The following is an 18,502-nucleotide window of genomic DNA, read 5'->3' on the forward strand; positions in this document are numbered from 1 at the left end:
TCATGTGCCACGCCCCAAAATTCACCATGACCGATGACCAGCTCCTGCGCTATTCCCGCCACATCCTGCTCGACGAAGTGGGCATTGAGGGGCAAGAACGCATTCTGGCCAGCCATGCGCTGGTCATCGGCGCCGGGGGCCTGGGCTCGCCGGCGGCGCTGTTTCTGGGATCGGCCGGCGTCGGGCGCATCACGCTGGTCGACAACGACGTGGTGGACCTGACCAATCTGCAGCGCCAGATTGCCCACACCACCGCCCGCGTGGGGCAGCCCAAGGTGGTGTCGGCAGCGCAGGCCATCACGGCGATCAATCCGGAGGTTCAGGTCACGGCCTTGCAGGCACGCGCCGATGCCGCCTTGCTCGACACACTGGTGCCCCAGGCCACCGTGGTGCTGGACTGTAGCGACAACTACGCCACACGCCACGCGGTGAATGCGGCTTGCGTGCGGCATGGCAAGCCGCTCGTGGTCGGGGCAGTGATCCGCTTTGACGGGCAGATCACCGTGGTGGACCCGCGCGCTGCAGCCTCGCCCTGCTATGCCTGCGTGTTCCCACCCGACGCGGCATTCGAAGAGGTGCAGTGCTCGACCATGGGGGTGTTTGCACCGCTCGTGGGTGTGGTGGGCGCCATGCAGGCAGCCGAGGCGCTGAAGCTGCTGTCTGGCGCGGGGCCATCGCTGGCCGGCCGCCTGCTCATGCTCGACGGCCGCGCCATGGAATGGAACACCATGCATCTGAACCGGCACCCCAACTGCCCGGTGTGCGCCGTGTCAAAGTAAGAACCGTCCTACGGCTCAAGCGTGTGACGGCTGGCAGAATGGGTTCATCGACCCCGTTAAATTAAAGGCTCGGCCCCAGCACATCTGCACCGGTCGCACCCTATGGATCAGGCTGTGAAACTCCGTACCTATATTGTTGAAGACAACGCCACGATTCGGGAAAATCTGATCGGCACGCTGGAAGAACTCGCATGCATTGAGGCGGTCGGTGCCAGCGCCACAGAAGATGAAGGCAAGGAGTGGCTGACCGCCCACAGCGCACAGTGGGATCTTGCGATCGTGGATCTGTTTCTTCGTCAGGGCAGCGGGCTCGGTGTGCTGGCGGCCTGCCGCACACGCAAGCCGGGCCAGAAGATGGTGGTGCTGAGCAACTACGCCACCCCCGACGTGCGCATGCGCTGCGCGCAACTCGGTGTGGATGCTGTCTTCGACAAGTCCAATGAAATCGATGCGTTGGTGGACTATTGCATCGAGCACAGCGGCAAGGCACAACACGCTGCTGCCCCGCAGCCTCGCCCGGACGCGCCGTGAAGCCCCTCCCCCTGCGCAGGCCGTGCCGGGGCAGTTTTGACATGGCGTTGCCAGCGCACCGCCAGCGCGGCAAAAGCCCCCGCCTCTCAGTCGATCAGCCGATTCTTCAGTGCGTAATAGGTCAGGTCGCTGTTGGACGAGAGGCCCATTTTTTCCATGAGCCGCGTGCGGTAGGTGCTCACGGTCTTCACGCTCAGCGACAAGGCCTTGGCAATATCGCCGGCCGTTTCGCCCTTGGCCAGTTTCAGGAACACCTGGAATTCACGCTCCGACAATTGCTCGTGGGGCGGGGCATCGTCCTTACGGTTCAGTTGCTGCGCGAGCAATTCGGCCACGGCGGGCGTGAGATAGCGCCGCCCCAATGCAATGGTGCGAATGGCCTCGACAATCTCGGAAGGCTCGCATTCCTTGTTGAGGTAGCCACTTGCGCCCTGGCGGATGAGGTTGATGGCGTAATGCTCTTCGGGATATCCGCTCAGGATGAGTATGCCCATGTCGGGCGCCTTGGCGCGCAGCATGGCCAGCGCATCCAGTCCGCTCTGGCCAGGCATGGACAAGTCCATCAGCAACACATCGATTTCATGGTTGCGCACGAGATCGATGGCTTCACGGCCATTGCCCGCTTCACCCTCCACGCGCAAGTCCACATGCTCCGACAGAAACTGCCGCAGCCCGGTACGGACAATCGCGTGGTCATCCACAATGCCGATCTTGATCATGAGCCTCTTTCGGGGGGCGGCCATGCCACCCCCGGGTCGTTGTTGTTCCAAATACTTGCGCTGCCCTGCGCGCCGCAGCTGGCAGCGTAGCAGTTCACCGCCATTATCCGAATATCTCTCATGCCCCTCAAAGATCACTCCAGGTACTGGCTTCGCAAAAGCCGCACGATGGCCGTCAGCCTGCCTTTCGCCCTGCTGGCCGCACTGGTGCTCATTGGCATCAACGAAGCCGGACACATGCGCTCGCAAAAAGCCGTGGAAGAAATGAACGAGGGACAGCTGACCCGCAATGCAGTCAACCGCCTGCTGCAAAGCATGCTCGACGCCGAAACCGGCCAGCGCGGTTACCTCCTGACCGGCAACGAAACCTATCTGGAGCCCTACGACAAGGCCGTTACCACCGTGCATGCCAACCTGGACGAGTTGCGCAACCGGTACCTGAAGTCACCCGATGAGCTGCAACAGTTTGCCGACCTGTCACGCGAGGTCTCCCGCAAACTGGCCGAGATGGAGCTGAGCCTGCGCCTGCGCCGGCAGGGCAACGAGGATGCATGGAAATTCATCCTCCATACCGACGTGGGCAAGGAGCACATGGAGTCGATCCGCAAGCAGGCCCACGCGCTGATTGATCGCAGCGCCCAGAAGGTGCAAGAGAGCCGCAGCCAAATTGTGCAGTCGCTGATGTTGTCGCGCATCGGCATTGCCACCGTGACAGCCATTGGGTTGCTGGCGTTTTACATGTACTTGCGCCAGGCGCGCACTCTGCAAGAGGTCAACCAGCGCGAGCAGGAATTGCTGCAGCATGAACGCGAGCGGCTCGAAGGCCTGGTGCGAGAGCGCACGGCATCCTTGTCCGAGCTGGCCAGCCATCTGCAGCAGGTGCGCGAAGATGAGCGTGGCTACCTTGCACGCGAGCTGCACGACGAACTGGGGGCTTTGCTGACCGCCGCCAAACTCGACGTGGCCCGGCTCAAGTCCAAGATCGACCACCAGGCGCCCGACATTGCCGAGCGTCTCAAGCATCTGACCGATACGCTGAATAGCGGGATTGCCCTCAAACGCCGCATCATCGAAGACCTGCGCCCCTCCTCGCTGTCCAACCTGGGGCTGACGGCGGCCCTCGAGATCCTGACCCGCGAACATGCCGAGGGTGCCGGAATCGAGGTCGAGACCAGCCTGGAGGCCGTGCAGCTGACGGACGCCACCCAGTTGACGGTCTACCGGCTGGTGCAAGAGGCCCTCACCAACATCAGCAAGTACGCCAAGGCAAAGAAAGTGCTGGTCACCGTGCACAGCTATCCCACCCACGTGACAGTGCAGGTGCGCGACGATGGCGAGGGATTCGACCCCGCTGCCGTGGGCCCTGCCTCGCACGGACTGGCCGGCATGCGCCACCGGGTGGAGGCCGCAGGCGGGCGACTGACCATCACCTCCGGCCCCGGCAACGGCACCCTGGTGTCGGCCGTCTTGCCCAAGCCGCACTGAGAGGCTGAGAGTCTTTTGCCTATGCCGGCCTGCATGCCCGTGTTCGGGGCACCGGTCTACGGGCGGGCCCTCCGCGCCATCGGCGGCGTCCTACACACCGGCCATCCCCGCGCTGACACGGGGCCGCGCCAACCACCGGCATCCGTGGCGGGCCGCACTGCCTACAGTACATCTCAGGCGCTCGAACTTCTGGCGCCACCCAACCGCCGGTCACACCGGCCCCAAATGGAGATGGAAATGCTGCACTACGCCGTTGTCTTTCTTGTCATCGCACTCATCGCCGCCGTGTTCGGCTTTGGTGGTATTGCGGCAGGCGCCGTAGGCATTGCCAAGATCCTGTTCTTTGTGTTCGTGATCATGGCCATCGTGACCTTCGTGCTGGGCCTACTGAACAAGCGCTGATCCTGAACGCATTGCCGCCCTTTTGCAGCCATTGCGCTCCCCCCATTTTTTCCGGAGAGAACCCATGAATATCCAGTCCACCACCGACAAAGTTGCCAACGGCGCCCGCAATATCGCAGACAACGTGCTGCAAAGTGCCCAGGACGCCGTGCAGACTACACGCGACGTGGCCAATGGATCCCTGGACAAGGCCGCCACCAGCGTGCGCGAACTGCGCCGCGAAGCCAGCCCCGTGATCGACGATCTGGCCACCCGCGCGCAAGACCTGGCCACACGCAGCATCGATTTCTGCGCAGACACCGGTGCCCGCGCTCGCCGCCAGGTGCAGCAGGCCGCCGACGCCACCACCCGCTACGTCGTACAACAACCGGGCAAGTCCGTTGCCATTGCCGCTGCCGCCGGCGCCGCTGTCACGGCCGCCTTGCTGCTGCTGTCCCGCCGCCGCAATCCGTGATGAACGACGGAGCTTTCCGCCATATTGAAGGTGCCCCATGCAAACGATCAGCCATCTGCCCTCTCATGGCTCCGCCATGACGCATGACGAAAACGCCTTGAAGACCACCAAACGCATGCTTAAAGGCATACTGGCCGATGAACAAGAGCATGCCGACGAACTCAAAGACTTGCTGAAAACCTAGCGCGCCCGCTTTCAGCGCCACAACAGCCAGCCGGTTACGGAGGGTGCAATAAACCGGCAGACTGTGATTTTCCCTCGCACCCGCGTCCCAACTCTATGAAGGAATACACCATGAAATACGCACGTGCCCTTGCCTTTGCCGCAGCTGCAGCCATTACCGTCGTTACCGCCACGGGCTGTGCCGTGGCGCGCAATCAGGAGTCTGTTGGCTCCTACATCGATGACGCCGGCATCACCACCGCCGTCAAGGCCAAGATGGCCGAAGACAAAACCGTTTCGGCAACCGCCATCAGCGTTGAAACGCTCAATGGCACGGTACAGCTGTCAGGCTTTGCAAAGTCGCAGGCTGAGAAGGACCAGGCCGGAGCCATTGCGCGCAACACCAAGAACGTCAAGGAAGTGCGCAACAGCATCGTTGTACGCCCCTGAGCGTTCAGGCCTGACGCTGTCGATCACGGCGCACGCCGTGCGCCAGCGACGTGGCTGAAAAAGGGCACAAGCGCCGGACCCGCTGGTCTGGCGCTTGTGCCCTTTTCCACTGACCGCCACGCTTTCTCACCTTTGCCCGCGGTGCACCCCACCGCAGGAGTTATGCTGCAACACCATGCGGGTATTCAATTGCGACCATTGCGGTCACCTCGTTTTTTTTGACAGCGTGCAATGCCTGCACTGCGGCAGCACGCTCGCCTTTGTGCCCGAGCTGCTGGCCATGGCGGCGCTGGCCCCGGCCCCGCAAGACGGGCCGGACCTGTGGCGCCGGATGGGGCAGCGCGGCAGTGCCGACTACAGCGGGCGGCTCTATCGCATGTGCGGCAACCACACCGCCTATGACGCCTGCAATTTTGCTGTGCCGGCCAACGATTTCTCACCGCTGTGCGCATCGTGCCGCCAGACGCGCGTGCTGCCCGACCTCTCCGAGCCCGCCAACCTGGGCCGCTGGAAGCAAATCGAATCGGCCAAGCGCCAGCTTTTCTACACCCTCGCCCGCCTGGGGCTGGAACCCGCGCCGGGCCGGTTCGGGCCGGTGTTCGAGTTTCTGGCCGACTGGCCCGGCGGCCCGCCCATCCTCACGGGCCACCACGGCGGCACCATCACCCTCAACGTGGCCGAGGCCGACGATGGCGAGCGCGCGCAGCGGCGCGTGGCGCTGGGCGAGCCCTACCGCACGCTGATCGGCCACCTGCGCCACGAATCGGGCCACTTCTACTGGGACCAGCTGGTGCGCGACGGCCATTGCCTGGAGGCATTTCGCAGCCTGTTTGGCGATGAGCGCCAGGACTACGCCAGCGCCTTGAGCGCCCACTACGCCAAAGGCAACGACCTGGGCGACTGGCGCCAGCACCATGTCAGCAGCTACGCGGCCGCCCACCCATGGGAAGACTGGGCCGAAACCTGGGCCCACTACCTGCACATGGTGGATTTGCTCGAAACCGCCGCCAGCTACCAGGCCAGCATGACCGTGCCCGACCCGCATGCCGCCCAGCGCTACCAGGTCACCGACCCCTTCGCAGACCCGCGCCCGCCGTTCGACGACATGGTGCGCCAATGGGTGCCCCTGACCCTGATGCTCAACAGCCTGAACCGCAGCCTGGGGCAAAACGACGCCTACCCGTTTGCGCTCTCGTCGGGCGCCATGCGCAAGCTGCGCTTTGTGCACGACATGCTGGTGCCGCCGCCCGCAGGGTAAGAACGTGTTTGCGATCTTAGGCTCAAGCCGCCGCTGCGCGCTGCAGCTTGCGCATCAGGCGCGCGTGCACCACGGGCGAGACGAACTGCGCGACGTCGCCGCCCAGCGTGGCGATTTCGCGCACCAGCGTGCTGCTGATGAACTGGTGCTGGCTGCTGGGTGTGAGGAACACCGTCTCGATGTGCGGCACCAGCGCGCGGTTCATGCCGGCCAGCTGGAATTCGTAGTCGAAATCGGTGCCCGAGCGCAGGCCGCGCAGCATGGCCGTGCCGCCGCGCGCAGCGGTGAACGCGGTCACCAGGCCATCGAAGGGCTCGACGCTCACCTGCGGGCAGTCGCGCAGCGCCTCGCGCGCCATGTCCATGCGCTCGTCCAGGCTGAACAGGGTCTTCTTGTGGTGGGCCATGGCCACGGCCACGATCACCCGGTCGAACAGTTGCGCCGCGCGGCGCACCAGGTCTTCATGGCCCAGGGTGATGGGGTCGAAGGTTCCGGGGTAGATGGCGAGCACGTTGTGGGCCATGGGCTGGGGTCTCTTGATGGGCGGTTGGGCATATGGCCCCGGCTCGTGGACATCGTGGTCGCCACCGGGGCCTGCCGGGCCGCGTGGCCGCATTATGCAGTGCAAGGCCGCCACCAATGAAGGCAGGGCCCGCACCCCCATTTTTATGAAAAATTCGGCTCTAGCGCTTACCCCATAAGCGCCACACGCTATATATTCAATAGCAAATCAGCGCGGCCATGTCAGGCTGTCGTGCGCCGCTGGAGCAAATGCGCATGCACCGCGCCGGCCTTCAGGTGGCGGTGCACGGCCAGTCCGAACGGGGCCAGCGCCTCGTCGGTCCAGGCCAACGGCGCCTCCAGATACACAGAGCCGTCTGCCGCCACAGCCTTGGCTGCGGCCTGCAGGGCGGGCTCGAACAAGGCGCTGCCAAACGGCGGGTCGAGCAGCACCAGGTGCAGGCTGCCAGGGGCCGCGTGCTGCAGGGCTGCAATGCCATCACCGCGCTGCACGCGCACGGCGGTGGCCGCCAGGCGTTGCTGCAGTTTGTGCAACTGGGCCACCAGGGCGGCGTCGTTTTCGACCAGTTGCACGGCAGCGGCGCCGCGCGAAGCCGCCTCCAGCCCCAGCGCGCCAGTGCCGGCAAACGCATCCAGGCAATGCCAGCCGGTGAGGTCCTGGCCCAGCCAGTTGAACAGGGTTTCGCGCACGCGGTCGGGCGTGGGGCGCAGGCCGGGGCGCTGGGCCACGGGCAGGCGGGTGCGCTTCCACTGGCCGCCGATGATGCGGATTTCGCCCGCGGCCTTGGGGGTGGCGTCTTTTTTGGCGCCGTTCTTGGCGGGGCTCTTGACGGGGCTCGTGGCCTCTTTGGCGTGGGGCTCTGCCGCAGGGGCGTTCCTGGCGGGGCGGGCCAGGCGGCCGCCGGGCAGGGATTCAAGGCGCAGGTTGGAGCGGCTCATGGCTGGCCTCCCACGATCACGGTGACCATGCGCTCGGGCTGCAGCTTGCGCGCCATCGCGGCGCGGATGTCGGCCACGGTGAGCGCCTCGACCCGCTTGGTCCAGTGGTCCAGGTAGTCGAGCGGCAACCCGTTCCAGGCGATGTTGGCCACGTTGCCCAGCAACTTGCGATTGCTGTCGATGCGCAGCGCAAAGCCGCCGATCAGGTTGTCCTTGGCGGCGCGCAGCTCGGCCTCGGTGGGGCCTTCGCGCACAAAGCGGGCCAGCACGTCGCGCGAGACCTGCACGGCTTGCGCAGCCTGGTCGGGCCGGGTTTGCAGGCCAATGGTGAAGGCGCCTGCATGCAGGCCGGGCGCAAAGCCGCTGTACACGCTGTAGCTGAGGCCGCGCTTTTCGCGCACCTCGTTGGTCAGGCGCGCGGTGAAGCCGCCGCCGCCCAGGATGTGGTTGCCCACCAGCAGCGCCAGAAAGTCGGGGTCGCGGCGCGCAAAGCCCGGCTGGCCGATCAGCACATGGGCCTGGGCCGAGGCGAAGGGGATGCGCTGCTCGGCCGGCGCGGCCAGCGCCGCCACTTCGGGCACGGCCGGCAGCGGGGCGCATTCGGCCGCCGTGCGCGCCGGCAGGCGCGACAGCAGCGTGGCCACCAGCGTCTGCGCCTGGGCGCGGTTGACGGCGCCCACGATGCTCACGCGGGCGCGGCAGGCGGCAATGCTGCGCGCATGAAAGGCCTGCATGTCGGCCACGTCGATGCGCGCCAGCGTGTCTTCGGTGGCCCGCAAGCCGTAGGGGTGGCTGCCATACACCGCAGTGGCAAAGGCCTCGCCCGCCACGGTGGCGGGGCGCGTGCGCGATTCCTTGATGCTGGCGCTCCAGCGGGCGCGCTCGCGCTGCCAAATGTCGGCCGGCCAGCTGGGCTCGCCCATCTCGCGCGCGGCCAGCAGCGCGGCGCGTTGCAGCAGCGCCGGATCGGTCAGGGAGCGCAGCGAAAAATGCAGCGCATCGCTGCCGGCGCTGGCATCGAAGCTGGCGCCCAGGTCGGCCCAGGCCTCGCCCAGCGCGTTTTCGTCGAGCGGCGGCGCAGCGCCCTCGCTCGCCACAGTGGCAGGCATGGCCAGCACGCCCTTGGAGGCCATCGAGGCCACGGCACTGGCCAAGCCAGCCTGTTCGGCCGGGTCGCGGCGGCTGCCGGCATCAAAATCGAGCTGTACATCCACCATGGGGATGACGGGGCTTTCCACCAGCCAGACCTGGGCGCCGTTGGCTTCGGTCCAGTGCTGGATGGGCAGCAGGGCCCAGGCCGGCTGGACACCCAGCAGGGTTCCAGCGCTTATCAGCAATGCGCTGGCGGCAATTTTCTTCAACGTGATCATGCAATGCCTAGTGGTGCGGGTTCAGTGGCGCGTGGCGCCAGCGGCGGGTGCGGCGCGCGAGGGTTTGGCATCGAGCGGCTGCGGCAGCAGCGTGGCCACCGTGAGCTGGTCGTCGCCAAAATACCGGGTCGCCACCTGCTGCACCTGCTCGGGCGTCACGGTGCGCAGCAGAGCCAGCAGGCGCTCTTCGGCATCGAGCGGCAGGCCCTGCACCCAGTTGCTGCCCAGGTCCTGGGCCTGCCCGTGCACCGAGTCGCGCTGGTACACGGTCGAGGCGATCCACTGGGTCTTGACGCGCGACAGCTCGGCTTCGCTCACGCCCTCGCGGGCCACGCGGGCCACTTCGGCGCGCAGGGCGTCTTCGACCTGCTGCGCCGTCTTGCCCTCGGCGGGCACACCGCTGAGCAAAAACAGGCTGGGGCCGCGCCCCATCACCATGGCCGAGCTGCCGGCGCTGTCGGCCACGCGCTGCGGGCCCTGGCTCAGGGCGCGCTCCAGGCGCGCACCGTCGTAGCCGCTGAGCACGGCCGACAGCACCATCAGCGCCAGCGCATCGCGGTCGCCGTCGGTGAGCGAATCGACCCGCTCCATGCTGGGCACGCGAAACGCCAGGGCCACATAGGCCTGCTCGGCCGGGGCCTTGACGGCAATGCGGCGCAGGCCCTGTTGGGCGGGCTCGGCGCGCGGCTTGCGCGCGGGCACGGCGCGGGCGGGCAGGCGGCCATAGTATTTTTCGGCCAGTGCGCGCACCTGGGCCACATCCACGTCGCCGGCCACCACCACCGCTGCGTTGCCGGGCACATACCAGCGGCGGTGGAAATGGCGCACGTCCTCGGGCGTCATGGCGTCAAGGTCGCTCATCCAGCCCACCACCGGACGGCGGTAGGGCGAGGCCAGGTAGGTGGCAGCAAACAGCTGCTCGGCCAGCACGGCGCGGGGCTGGTCTTCGGTGCGCATGCGGCGCTCTTCCTTGACCACCTCGATTTCCTTCTTGAACTCGGCGTCGGGCCACTGGTTGTGGGCAAAGCGGTCGGCCTCCAGGCGCATCACGTCTTCGAGCCGGCTGGCCGGAATCTGCTGGTAGTAGCCCGTATAGTCGCGGCTGGTGAAGGCGTTCTCCTGGCCACCCAGGGCCGCCACGCGGCGCGAAAACTCGCCCGGCGGCACGGTCTTGCTGCCCTTGAACATCATGTGTTCGAGCACATGGGCCACGCCCGAGGTGCCATCGACCTCGTCCATGGAGCCCACGCGCAGCCACACCATGTGCATCGCCGTGGGCGCGCGCCGGTCGGGCTGCACGATCAGCTGCATGCCGTTGGACAGCGTGAATTGCCGCGCCCCCGATGCCGTGGCAGCCTGCGCAGGCAGGGCCGCCGACGGGTTCGCGGAGCGGGGGGCGGAAGGGGGTGCGGAAGCAGGGGATTGCGCCCCGGCACTCAGGCAGGCCAGCAGGCCCAGAAGGGTGAAAGCACGTTTCATAGAATGGAGTGATTCTAAGTACCTGCCAATGTTCAGTTTTTTCAAGAAAAAAGCCCCCCCCACGCCCGCACCACCCGCTGCGGCTGCGCCTGCAACCCCTGCTGTGCCGGATGTTCCGCCCGCGCCACCGGCGGCCATGGCGCCTGCGCAGCAGGCCATAGCCGCGCCGGCGCCATTACCCCAGCTATCACCCCAGCCGTTGCCCGAGCCCGCCGCTGTCGCCGCGCCCCCACCGGCGGCCAGCGGTGGCTTTGGCTGGCTGCGCAACCCCTTTGCCGCCAAGCCGCCCGCGCCGCAAGCCCCCCCGGTGGTTGCGCCGCCACCGGCCACGGTGCCGGTATCTGCGCCGGTGTCTGCGCCTGGGCCGACACCCACGCCGCCGCCGTTGGTGGTCGCCGCCAAGCCCATCGCCGTTGCCGCCCCGCCCTTGCCAGCGGCCCCGGCACCCACACCGGCAACAGAACTGCCCCCGCCCGCCGAACGCACCGGCTGGCTCAACCGCCTCAAGGCGGGCTTGCGCAAGACGGGTTCGAGCATCGCCACCGTTTTCACCGGCACCCAGATCGACGATGCGCTGTATGAAGAGCTGGAAGAGGCCCTCTTGATGGCCGACACCGGCGTCAAGGCCACGCAGTGGCTGCTGACCGACCTCCGGCGCCGCGTCAAGGAAACCAAGACCACCGACCCCGCCGCCGTCAAAGGGCTGCTGGCCGATGCATTGGCCGACCTGCTGCGCCCGCTGGAGAAAGCACTGGTCATCGGCGAACACACCCCCACCGTGATCATGGTGGCGGGCGTCAACGGCGCGGGCAAGACCACCTCGATCGGCAAGCTCACCAAGCACCTGGCCAACGAAGGGGCCAGCGTGCTGCTGGCGGCCGCCGACACCTTCCGCGCCGCTGCGCGCGAACAACTGGGCGTATGGGCCGACCGCAACCTGGTCGAGATCGTCAGCCAGGAAGGCGGCGACCCCGCCGCCGTGAGCTTTGACGCCGTCACCGCCGGCAAGGCGCGCGGCAAGGACGTGGTGCTGGTGGACACCGCCGGGCGCCTGCCCACGCAACTGCACCTGATGGAAGAGCTGAAGAAAATCCGCCGCGTGGTCACCAAGGCCGACGCCAGCGCGCCGCACGAGGTGCTGCTGGTGATCGACGGCAACACCGGCCAGAACGCGCTGGCCCAGGTGCGCTCGTTTGACGATGCGCTGCAACTCACCGGCCTCATCGTGACCAAACTCGATGGCACGGCCAAGGGCGGCGTGCTGGCGGCCATTGCGCAGGAACGGCCGATTCCGGTTTACTTCATCGGCGTGGGCGAAAAGCTCGAAGACCTCGAAACCTTCAACGCACGCGAATTTGCGCAGGCCCTGCTGACCTGAGAGGCTCACGCACCCATGCAGTCCACCCGCACAAGGAGCGGGTGGCATCGGGGTCACGGAGCCATAGAAGGCTGTCGGACTTGGAACTCCTGCCTGCCAAAGGTGCACCAAGACAGTGTGCAAAGGGCATTATCCGCTCACTTATTAATAGCTTATTACGCTGGCTGGTATTGCGCAAAGCGACATTTTTAATCATATTTTTGGCACAGTGCACTTCAGAACAACCGGATGGGAACTCCGGGCTTAGCACTCCCTCCAACAGAGTGCTAACATGAAGGCTTAGAGGAAAGGATTCCCGGAATGACATTTCCATCTGGAACCGCAACGACGACTTTGGCCCCCGCCAATCCATGGGCGCTGGTGCCGCCCTTGGGCAACTTGGATGCCTATATTTCGGCCGTCAACCGCCTGCCCCTGCTCACCCACGAGGAAGAGCAAACCTATGCGCGCCAGCTGCGCGATAACAACGATGTGGACGCCGCCGGCCGGCTGGTGATGTCGCACCTGCGCCTGGTGGTGTCGATTGCGCGCCAGTATCTTGGCTACGGCTTGCCCCATGGCGACCTGATCCAGGAAGGCAACGTGGGCCTGATGAAGGCGGTCAAGCGTTTCGACCCCGACCAGGGCGTGCGCCTGGTGAGCTACGCCATGCACTGGATCAAGGCCGAGATCCACGAATACATCCTGAAGAACTGGCGCATGGTGAAGGTGGCCACCACCAAGGCGCAGCGCAAGCTGTTCTTCAATCTGCGCTCCATGAAGCAGGGTTTCAAGGCCGATGCGGCAGCGGCCGATGCCGGCACGCACCGCGACACGCTGTCGGACCACGAGATCGACTCGGTGGCGGCGCAGCTCAACGTCAAGCGCGAAGAAGTCATCGAGATGGAAACCCGCATGGCGGGCGGCGATGTGCTGCTGGACCCCGCCCCATCGGACGATGGCGAGCAGGCCTTTGGCCCCATTGCCTACCTGGCCGATGCCTCGCACGAGCCCACGGCGATGATCGAGTCGCGCCAGCGCGATGAACTGGCCACCGATGGCATTGCCACGGCACTGGCCAGCCTGGACGAGCGCAGCCGCCGCATCGTGGAAGAGCGCTGGCTCAAGGTCAACGACGATGGCTCGGGCGGCATGACACTGCACGACCTGGCCGCCGTTTATGGCGTGAGCGCCGAGCGCATTCGCCAGATCGAAGTGGCCGCCATGAAGAAAATGAAAACCGCGCTGGCCGACTACGCCTGAGCGCTGCCTGTCCGCGAGCGCACACCCAGGCGCGAACGGCAGGGATCATTCAGCGCGCAACTGCGGTTGCGCGCTTTTTTTTGGGTGCCAGCAATGCCACGCGCACCCGTCCAGACCGGAGAAGTTTCTGATGACCCCGTCCCCCTTGCGTCGCGCAGCGCTGGTGCTGGCCCTTGCCGCTGCGTGCAGCCCTGCCCTGGCCCAATCCACTGCGGCCCTTCCCATCCCGGCGACACCGGGCTGGCCCACCAAGCCGGTCAAGCTGGTGGTGGGTTTTCCGGGTGGGTCGTCGCCCGACCTGGTGGCGCGCACCCTGGCCGAGCCGCTGGCCCAAGCCCTGGGGCAGCCGGTGATTGTGGAAAACAAGGTGGGGGCGGGCGGCAACATCGCCGCCGACGCCGTGGCCAAGGCCACCGACGGCCACACCCTGGGCGTCATGATCAATGGCAACCTGACAATTGCCAAGCTCATCAACCCCAAGATCAACTACGACCCGCTCAAGGACCTGGCCCCCATCAGCCTGATCGCCACGGCCCCGCTGGCCCTCGCCGCACCAGCCAACGCACCGGGGGCGACCGCACAGGCGTTTTTTGCGGCCGCGCGCGCCAGCGGCGACCGCTGGAGCTATGGCACGCCAGGCGTGGGCACGGTGGCGCACATCGGCATGGAGCTGCTCAAGGCCAAGGCCGGCATCCACCCGGTGCATGTGCCCTATCCGGGCAATCCGCAGGTCATCAACGCCATCATCGGCGGCCAGATCCAGCTGGCCCTGCTGCCCCCGGCCATGGCGGCAGCGCAGGCCCGCGCGGGCAAGCTGCGCGTGCTGGGCGTCACCTCCAGCGGGCGCAGCACCCTGGTGCCCGAAGTCCCCAGCCTGGCCGAGGCGGGCGTGAAAGACTTCAACCTCGAAATCTGGAACGCGGTGGCCGCGCCCCGATCACTGCCCAAGCCGGTGGTGGCGCGCCTGTCGGCACTGTTCAGCGAAATCGCCCGCAGCCCCGAGGTGCGCGACAAGCTGTTTCAACAAGGCTGGCAGGTGACGGGCACTACCGCCGAGGGGCTGGCCAAGCGCATCCAGACCGATGCGCGCGTGCTGGGCGCGGTGATCAATTCACAAAAGATCAAGGCCGAATAAAGAACCGATTAAGGGGCGGGCGCGGGTGGCCCGCTTTGCCCGGTCACCCCGCTTCTTGCAGCAGCGCCCGCACATCGGCGCCCAGTGCCTGTGCACCGCTGCCGTAGCGGTTGTACACACGCAGGCGGCCTGCCGTGTCATACACGTAGCTGCCCGCCGAATGGTCCATGGTGTAGCTGGTGGGGGTCTTGCCATCGACCTTCTTGAAGTAGATCTTGAAGTCTTTGGCCACGGCGGCGATCTGCTCGGGGGTGCCCGACAGCGCCAAAAAGCTGGGGTCAAAGTTGGCCATGTAGGCCTTGAGCACCTCGGGCGTGTCGCGCTCGGGGTCCACGGTGACGAAGATGCCCTGCAGGCGGTCGCCGTCCTTGCCCAGCATCTGCTTGACCTCGGCCAGCTCCTGCATGGAGGTGGGGCACACGTCGGGGCATTGGGTGTAGCCGAAGAACACCACCACCACCTTGCCACGAAAGTCCTGCAGGCTGCGCTTTTGGCCGTTGTGGTCGGTCAGCGGAACATCGCGGGCGTAGTCGGCCCCGGTGATGTCCACACCGCGAAATTCGGTCTTTTTGCCAGAGCAAGCACCCAATATGGCACTAGCGCTTATGGATAAAGCGCTAACAGCTATTAATTTAAGAGCATTTCTTTTGAGCATGGGTTTCACAGCGCATAGTGGTCCACCAGCAGCGCAGCAAACAGCACGCTCAGGTGAATGAGGGAGAAACGGAAGGTCTTGCGCGCCAGCGCGTCAGAGTAATTGCGCCACAGTGCAAAGCCGTAGCCGCAGAACCCGGCGCTCAGCAGCACGGCTGCTGCCAGATAGATCCACGAACTCATGCCATAGATGAACGGCATCAGGCAGCCCGCAAAGAGGATCAGCGTGTACAGAAAAACCTGAAGGCGCGTGAACTCGTTGCCATGCGTGACCGGCAGCATGGGCAGGCCCGACTTGCGGTAGTCCTCCACCCGGTACAGCGCCAGCGCCCAGAAATGCGGTGGCGTCCACAGAAAGATGATCAGAAACAGGATCAGCGCCTCGGGGCCCACTTCACCCGTCATGGCGGCCCAGCCCAGCACGGGCGGCATGGCGCCCGAGGCGCCGCCGATCACGATGTTCTGCGGCGTCAGCGGCTTGAGGATGACGGTGTAGACAACGGCATAGCCCACGAAGGTAGCGAACGTGAGCCACATGGTCAGCGGGTTGACCCAGACATACAGCAAGGCCGAACCGGCCGCACACAACAGGGCCGAAAACAGCAGGGTCTGCGTGTTGGACAACTCGCCCTTGGCCGTGGGCCGCCAGGAGGTGCGCTTCATCTTGGCATCAATGCCCTGCTCGACGATGCAGTTGAAGGCCGCGGCAGCGCCCGCCACCAGCCACACGCCAGCACTGGCCAGCGCCATCTGCCCCAGTTGCGCCAGCGTGGGCAGGCCCGGCACGGCCAGCACCATGCCGATCAGCGCGCAGAACACGATGAGCTGCACCACGCGCGGCTTGGTCAGCGCGTAAAACTGCGAAAAGCGCGACGGCGCGGGAAGGGTGGGGGCAACACTCATGCGGAAACTCTCGGTGCGCGCGATGGCGCGAAAGACTCAAAGGGCGCGCGGGCGGCCCGGCTCGACGCAGCCGCCCAGGTCAGCACCACCACCAGGGCGGCAGCGCCCCCCGTGTGCAGCACCGCCGCCAGCAGGGGCCAGCCCAGCACCACGTTGCTCAGGCCGGTGGCCAGCTGCAGCAGCGCCAGGCCCGCCAGCCAGCGCGCCTGCACGCGCAGCGCAGCGGCCTGGTGCAGGCGCCACGCCAGCCATGCCAGCGCCAGCAGCACCGCATAGGCCATCAGGCGGTGCGCGTAGTGGATGGCGGTCAGGCCGGCAAAGCTGATGTGGCTGCCGTCCTGCAGCATCCCCAGCGGCCGCCACAGCTCAAAGCCCTGGGCAAAGTCCATCACGGGCCACCAGCTGCCCTGGCAGGTGGGAAAGGTGGTGCAGGCCAGCACGGCGTAATTGGTGCTGACCCAGCCCCCCAGCACAATCTGCAGCGCCACCAGCGCACCGGTGATGGCAATGCCCCAGCGCAGCGGCGCCGCCAGCACGGCGGGCGGCATGCCCCGCACCGCCTGGGTGTGGCGCACGGCCTGCGCGCACAGCAGCGCCAGCAGCACCAGGCCGCCGATCAGATGCAGCGTGACGATGGCGGGAAACAGCTTCATGGTGACCGTGAGCGCGCCGAACGCGCCCTGCAGGCAGACCCAGACCAGGGTGAAGGTGGGCCACCACGGGTTCACGGCCGGGGGCGCGCCGGTGCCGCGCCGCGCTTGCCGCCACTGCAACCAGCTGGCCACGGTGAGCACGATGATGAGCACACCCACGCCCGTGGCGAGGTAGCGGTGGATCATCTCAACCCAGGCTTTGCCGTGCGTCACGGGCCCGGTGGGCATGGCGTCCTGCGCTGCCGCTATTTCGGCCCGCGCGCCGACCGGGCTGGCGCTGCCATAACAGCCTGGCCAGTCGGGGCAACCGAGGCCGGAATCCGTCAGCCGGGTGAAGGCACCGAACAGCACCAGATCAAAGGTCAGGAACAGGGTCAGCACCGCCAACGCCTGCAAACGGCGCCCCGGTGCGCCGCCACGGGTGCGCCAGCCCACCCAGGCCAGCGGCCCGAGCGCGATCACGATGCCCAGCAGCATCAGCTGCGCCAGCGGCGCCAGGTCGTAGAGCGGTTGGGTGTCCATCATCCGGGCTGCCCTGGCCGTCCGGCCTCATCCCAGGAGGAGGATGCGCGCAGCAGCCGCTCCAGATCCCGCTTGGCCTTGGCGGCCCCGGCGGCATCCATGCCGGCAGGAAAACGCATCATCCAGTTGCCCATGGGGTCCACCAGGTAAAGGTGTTCGGCCAGAGCGTGGCCCGCAGCCGGTTCGAGCCACTGGGCCAGCGCGGGGGCATCAACCCGCAGCACCGTGGCCTTTTGCAGGGCCGCAGCGATGTCTGGCGGCACAGGGGCTGCATCGGTCACGAGCCAGACCCAGTCCACACGGTCTTTCTCCTTGCCCACGCTTTCGCGCAGTTGCCGCTGCAGATACAGGTGCTGCTGGCACAGGGCTTCGCACGCCCCGCCGCCCACGCTCACCAGCAGCCACTGTCCCTTGAGCGCGGGCAGCTTGGCGGGCGCGCCATCGAGCGTGGCCGTGGCCAGGTCGGGCAAGGTGCGCTGCGGCTGGATCAGCTCACCGTAATTGCGGCGGCCTTCGGGTCGCACCACGTAATAGGTGAGATACGAGGCAATGACCGGGGCTGCGCAAACCAGCAGCACCGCCAGCATCTTCCAGCGCCCGTGGCGGGTGGTCTGGGCATGGGCCACGGCGCTGCCGACCTCGGGCAGGTCGTGCACCGTGAGGCCCAGGGGATGGTCTGCGCCCGCCTCAGGCGAGTGGCCGGGGGCGCGGGCGAAAGAAGCGTCGGACGAGTTGGAACCAGACATAAAGAAGTGCAATCAGGCTGCTGAGCCCGAACCATTGAAATGCGTAACCGTAGTGTTTGTCGACGCCAGCGCCGATCACGGGCCAGTCCCGTTGCAGGCCGCCGCTGGCAGGCCCCGTTTGCAGCACCGACAGGTTCATCAATGCCAGCCCCGTCTCGGCACGAAACGCAGCAAGGTCCAGATTTTGCCGGATGCGGGAAGACCCCAGCGAACCAGCGGAACGGTCAAACTCATACAAGCGCGACGGCGGCGGCGCGATGCGCCCCTCCAGCTGCACCACGCCAGCCTCCGTCTGAACCGGGGGCAGCTGCTGGCGGTCCTGAAAGTTGCGCGGAACCCAGCCGCGCTGGACCAGCACCACCGCGTCGTCGCCCTCCTCCAGCCGCAGCGGCGTAAGCACAAAAAAGCCGGGCCGCCCCTGCATCTGCCGGTTGTCCAGGTACACGGTGTGCTCCGTCAGCCAGCGCCCTTGCAGCCGCACGGCGCGGTGCGTCAGGTTCTGCGCACTGCCGGCATCGGCCAGCACCTGCCCACGCAGCTGGTGGCTGTCGATTGGCGGCATGGCGGCCCGCTCGTCCAGCAGCGACTGCAGGGCCTGCTTTTGCGCGGCACGCGACAGCTGCCAACGCCCCAGCGAAGCGGTGACGAGGACGCTGGCCACGGCAGCCAGGGTGATCAGCCAGAAACGCAGACCCCAGGCACGTTGAGCAGGTGTCACG

General features: G+C 66.5%; 21 protein-coding genes. 11 read left to right on the forward strand and 10 right to left on the reverse strand.

What is annotated here, in order from left to right; all coding sequences use genetic code 11:
* Nucleotides 1-26 precede the first annotated feature (26 nt).
* Both J8G26_RS05005 and J8G26_RS05010 read left to right on the forward strand, forming a co-directional pair.
* Nucleotides 27-779: a HesA/MoeB/ThiF family protein gene (locus J8G26_RS05005; protein WP_087747309.1), complete on the forward strand. Its 753-nt coding sequence runs from the start codon at nt 27-29 to the stop codon at nt 777-779.
* Between the two features lie 114 nt (nt 780-893).
* Entirely contained in the window at nt 894-1,310 is a 417-nt protein-coding gene (locus tag J8G26_RS05010; protein WP_087748355.1) for a response regulator, read from the forward strand.
* Between the two features lie 86 nt (nt 1,311-1,396).
* Here the strand turns inward: J8G26_RS05010 and J8G26_RS05015 are convergent, their stop codons facing one another.
* Nucleotides 1,397-2,029, reverse strand: a complete 633-nt coding sequence (locus tag J8G26_RS05015) for a response regulator transcription factor (RefSeq protein WP_086911501.1) — start codon at nt 2,027-2,029, stop codon at nt 1,397-1,399.
* Between the two features lie 120 nt (nt 2,030-2,149).
* Here J8G26_RS05015 and J8G26_RS05020 point away from each other — a divergent pair, with 120 nt between their 5' ends.
* The 6 genes from J8G26_RS05020 (at nt 2,150) to J8G26_RS05045 (ending at nt 6,240) form a co-directional block, all read left to right on the forward strand.
* Complete coding sequence (locus tag J8G26_RS05020) at nt 2,150-3,514, forward strand: CHASE3 domain-containing protein (RefSeq protein ID WP_087747311.1); 1,365 nt, start codon at nt 2,150-2,152, stop codon at nt 3,512-3,514.
* A gap of 237 nt (nt 3,515-3,751) precedes the next feature.
* Nucleotides 3,752-3,916 carry a DUF1328 domain-containing protein gene (locus tag J8G26_RS05025; RefSeq protein ID WP_087748356.1) on the forward strand — a complete coding sequence of 55 codons (165 nt, stop codon included), beginning with the start codon at nt 3,752-3,754 and terminating at the stop codon, nt 3,914-3,916.
* Nucleotides 3,917-3,980: 64 nt separating this feature from the next.
* The gene (locus J8G26_RS05030; RefSeq protein WP_087747313.1) at nt 3,981-4,370 is read left to right on the forward strand and encodes a hypothetical protein; all 390 of its coding nucleotides are present in this window, start codon (nt 3,981-3,983) and stop codon (nt 4,368-4,370) included.
* A 37-nt stretch (nt 4,371-4,407) separates the two neighbouring features.
* Nucleotides 4,408-4,554: a hypothetical protein gene (locus J8G26_RS05035; RefSeq protein WP_157667136.1), complete on the forward strand. Its 147-nt coding sequence runs from the start codon at nt 4,408-4,410 to the stop codon at nt 4,552-4,554.
* 110 nt (nt 4,555-4,664) lie between these two features.
* A complete protein-coding gene (locus J8G26_RS05040; protein ID WP_210568165.1) occupies nt 4,665-4,982 on the forward strand; it encodes a BON domain-containing protein in 318 nt (105 codons plus the stop codon).
* 175 nt (nt 4,983-5,157) lie between these two features.
* Nucleotides 5,158-6,240 (forward strand): putative zinc-binding metallopeptidase, encoded by a 1,083-nt coding sequence (locus tag J8G26_RS05045; protein WP_210568166.1) that lies wholly within the window; start codon nt 5,158-5,160, stop codon nt 6,238-6,240.
* A gap of 22 nt (nt 6,241-6,262) precedes the next feature.
* Here the strand turns inward: J8G26_RS05045 and coaD are convergent, their stop codons facing one another.
* The 4 genes from coaD to J8G26_RS05065 all read right to left on the reverse strand — a co-directional run bounded on the left by coaD (nt 6,263) and on the right by J8G26_RS05065 (nt 10,550).
* On the reverse strand, nt 6,263-6,763 hold the full coding sequence (gene coaD, locus J8G26_RS05050) for a pantetheine-phosphate adenylyltransferase (RefSeq protein ID WP_210568167.1): 501 nt from the start codon (nt 6,761-6,763) through the stop codon (nt 6,263-6,265).
* A 221-nt stretch (nt 6,764-6,984) separates the two neighbouring features.
* A complete protein-coding gene (gene rsmD, locus J8G26_RS05055) occupies nt 6,985-7,701 on the reverse strand; it encodes a 16S rRNA (guanine(966)-N(2))-methyltransferase RsmD (protein WP_087747321.1) in 717 nt (238 codons plus the stop codon).
* Nucleotides 7,698-9,071: a pitrilysin family protein gene (locus tag J8G26_RS05060; RefSeq protein ID WP_210568168.1), complete on the reverse strand. Its 1,374-nt coding sequence runs from the start codon at nt 9,069-9,071 to the stop codon at nt 7,698-7,700. The genes rsmD and J8G26_RS05060 overlap by 4 nt, the downstream gene beginning before the upstream one ends.
* 21 nt (nt 9,072-9,092) lie before the next feature.
* Nucleotides 9,093-10,550, reverse strand: a complete 1,458-nt coding sequence (locus J8G26_RS05065) for a pitrilysin family protein (protein ID WP_210568169.1) — start codon at nt 10,548-10,550, stop codon at nt 9,093-9,095.
* A gap of 28 nt (nt 10,551-10,578) precedes the next feature.
* Between J8G26_RS05065 and ftsY the strand changes: the two genes are divergently transcribed.
* The 3 genes from ftsY to J8G26_RS05080 all read left to right on the forward strand — a co-directional run bounded on the left by ftsY (nt 10,579) and on the right by J8G26_RS05080 (nt 14,305).
* On the forward strand, nt 10,579-11,928 hold the full coding sequence (ftsY, locus tag J8G26_RS05070; protein ID WP_210568170.1) for a signal recognition particle-docking protein FtsY: 1,350 nt from the start codon (nt 10,579-10,581) through the stop codon (nt 11,926-11,928).
* A 300-nt stretch (nt 11,929-12,228) separates the two neighbouring features.
* The gene (gene rpoH / locus J8G26_RS05075) at nt 12,229-13,170 is read left to right on the forward strand and encodes an RNA polymerase sigma factor RpoH (RefSeq protein WP_087747327.1); all 942 of its coding nucleotides are present in this window, start codon (nt 12,229-12,231) and stop codon (nt 13,168-13,170) included.
* Nucleotides 13,171-13,300: 130 nt separating this feature from the next.
* Nucleotides 13,301-14,305, forward strand: a complete 1,005-nt coding sequence (locus tag J8G26_RS05080) for a tripartite tricarboxylate transporter substrate-binding protein (RefSeq protein ID WP_210568171.1) — start codon at nt 13,301-13,303, stop codon at nt 14,303-14,305.
* A gap of 43 nt (nt 14,306-14,348) precedes the next feature.
* Here J8G26_RS05080 and J8G26_RS05085 read toward each other — a convergent pair whose 3' ends face one another.
* From J8G26_RS05085 to J8G26_RS05105, 5 genes are read right to left on the reverse strand one after another with little or no spacing between them, the layout of a single operon-like run.
* A complete protein-coding gene (locus J8G26_RS05085) occupies nt 14,349-14,960 on the reverse strand; it encodes an SCO family protein (RefSeq protein WP_210568172.1) in 612 nt (203 codons plus the stop codon).
* Nucleotides 14,961-14,965: 5 nt separating this feature from the next.
* A complete protein-coding gene (cyoE, locus tag J8G26_RS05090; protein ID WP_210568173.1) occupies nt 14,966-15,862 on the reverse strand; it encodes a heme o synthase in 897 nt (298 codons plus the stop codon).
* On the reverse strand, nt 15,859-17,040 hold the full coding sequence (locus J8G26_RS05095) for a COX15/CtaA family protein (RefSeq protein WP_210568174.1): 1,182 nt from the start codon (nt 17,038-17,040) through the stop codon (nt 15,859-15,861). The genes cyoE and J8G26_RS05095 overlap by 4 nt, the downstream gene beginning before the upstream one ends.
* On the reverse strand, nt 17,037-17,783 hold the full coding sequence (locus J8G26_RS05100; protein WP_087747336.1) for a hypothetical protein: 747 nt from the start codon (nt 17,781-17,783) through the stop codon (nt 17,037-17,039). Before J8G26_RS05100 ends, J8G26_RS05095 begins: the two co-directional genes overlap by 4 nt.
* Nucleotides 17,725-18,501 carry an SURF1 family protein gene (locus tag J8G26_RS05105; protein WP_210568175.1) on the reverse strand — a complete coding sequence of 259 codons (777 nt, stop codon included), beginning with the start codon at nt 18,499-18,501 and terminating at the stop codon, nt 17,725-17,727. Before J8G26_RS05105 ends, J8G26_RS05100 begins: the two co-directional genes overlap by 59 nt.
* Nucleotide 18,502 lies beyond the last annotated feature (1 nt).

Origin of the sequence: Acidovorax sp. JG5, from assembly GCF_017939685.1 — a bacterium.
In the GTDB taxonomy this organism is placed as follows: Bacteria; Pseudomonadota; Gammaproteobacteria; order Burkholderiales; family Burkholderiaceae_C; genus Acidovorax.

Coding starts and splice junctions, on each gene's coding strand:
- J8G26_RS05020 (WP_087747311.1), top strand. CDS start 2,150: ATGCCCCTCAAAGATCACTCCAGGTACTGGCTTCGCAAAAGCCGCACG.
- J8G26_RS05065 (WP_210568169.1), bottom strand. CDS start 10,550: ATGAAACGTGCTTTCACCCTTCTGGGCCTGCTGGCCTGCCTGAGTGCC.
- J8G26_RS05035 (WP_157667136.1), top strand. CDS start 4,408: ATGCAAACGATCAGCCATCTGCCCTCTCATGGCTCCGCCATGACGCAT.
- J8G26_RS05060 (WP_210568168.1), bottom strand. CDS start 9,071: ATGATCACGTTGAAGAAAATTGCCGCCAGCGCATTGCTGATAAGCGCT.
- J8G26_RS05025 (WP_087748356.1), top strand. CDS start 3,752: ATGCTGCACTACGCCGTTGTCTTTCTTGTCATCGCACTCATCGCCGCC.
- J8G26_RS05085 (WP_210568172.1), bottom strand. CDS start 14,960: ATGCTCAAAAGAAATGCTCTTAAATTAATAGCTGTTAGCGCTTTATCC.
- J8G26_RS05045 (WP_210568166.1), top strand. CDS start 5,158: ATGCGGGTATTCAATTGCGACCATTGCGGTCACCTCGTTTTTTTTGAC.
- J8G26_RS05005 (WP_087747309.1), top strand. CDS start 27: ATGACCGATGACCAGCTCCTGCGCTATTCCCGCCACATCCTGCTCGAC.
- rpoH (WP_087747327.1), top strand. CDS start 12,229: ATGACATTTCCATCTGGAACCGCAACGACGACTTTGGCCCCCGCCAAT.
- rsmD (WP_087747321.1), bottom strand. CDS start 7,701: ATGAGCCGCTCCAACCTGCGCCTTGAATCCCTGCCCGGCGGCCGCCTG.
- J8G26_RS05095 (WP_210568174.1), bottom strand. CDS start 17,040: ATGATGGACACCCAACCGCTCTACGACCTGGCGCCGCTGGCGCAGCTG.
- coaD (WP_210568167.1), bottom strand. CDS start 6,763: ATGGCCCACAACGTGCTCGCCATCTACCCCGGAACCTTCGACCCCATC.
- J8G26_RS05100 (WP_087747336.1), bottom strand. CDS start 17,783: ATGTCTGGTTCCAACTCGTCCGACGCTTCTTTCGCCCGCGCCCCCGGC.
- J8G26_RS05015 (WP_086911501.1), bottom strand. CDS start 2,029: ATGATCAAGATCGGCATTGTGGATGACCACGCGATTGTCCGTACCGGG.
- cyoE (WP_210568173.1), bottom strand. CDS start 15,862: ATGAGTGTTGCCCCCACCCTTCCCGCGCCGTCGCGCTTTTCGCAGTTT.
- J8G26_RS05040 (WP_210568165.1), top strand. CDS start 4,665: ATGAAATACGCACGTGCCCTTGCCTTTGCCGCAGCTGCAGCCATTACC.
- ftsY (WP_210568170.1), top strand. CDS start 10,579: ATGTTCAGTTTTTTCAAGAAAAAAGCCCCCCCCACGCCCGCACCACCC.
- J8G26_RS05080 (WP_210568171.1), top strand. CDS start 13,301: ATGACCCCGTCCCCCTTGCGTCGCGCAGCGCTGGTGCTGGCCCTTGCC.
- J8G26_RS05030 (WP_087747313.1), top strand. CDS start 3,981: ATGAATATCCAGTCCACCACCGACAAAGTTGCCAACGGCGCCCGCAAT.